1 protein-coding gene is annotated in these 546 nt (G+C 63.9%); it reads right to left on the bottom strand.

The window, feature by feature from the left end:
* Nucleotides 1-192: 192 nt before the first annotated feature.
* Nucleotides 193-546, bottom strand: a 354-nt coding sequence (locus XH80_RS02855; protein ID WP_271597243.1) for a transposase, incomplete at its 5' end; no start/stop codon positions are given.

Here is a 546-nt window from a genome sequence, read left to right as displayed (position 1 = left end):
GCGGCTGGACAACGTCTCTGCCGCGAGCCTCGATGGTTTTCGCCCGCTTCCACCTCAACGGCCCCGAGACATCGGCGCAAGCCGTGCCGGTCCACACATCAGGTTCGGGAAGCGACGGGGTGACCGTTTCGCCATCTCTTGCCATTTGTTGCAATTGCCGGGTGAGACCTCCTTTCCTTGAGCCGCTTCGCTTCAGGCCGCCCTCACCGACAGCGCCGGCTCATAAGCTGCGTCGCCTGTGAGCATAGCCCACACGATCCGCGCATTCTTGTTGGCAAGAGCCACGGCCGCGACATTGGGATGGCGCCGTTGCCGGATTTTGCCGAGCCAGAGGCTTCGCGGATCCTGCTTGCCAGTGGCCCGGCTTAAAGCGGCGCGAGCTCCGTGAATCATCAGCGTCCGCAGGTATCGATCGCCGCGTTTGCTGATGCCGAACAAGCGGGCCCGCCCTCCACTGGATCGCTGCTTCGGCACCAGGCCAAGCCAAGCCGCGAACTGGCGGCCGTTCTTGAAACAGCTTCTATCGCCCACGGCGGCGATCAAGGC

The sequence above is a fragment of the Bradyrhizobium sp. CCBAU 45384 genome, assembly GCF_028128665.1.
Classification (GTDB): domain Bacteria; phylum Pseudomonadota; class Alphaproteobacteria; order Rhizobiales; family Xanthobacteraceae; genus Bradyrhizobium; species Bradyrhizobium manausense.
This window is presented reverse-complemented; position numbering and strand designations above follow the sequence as displayed.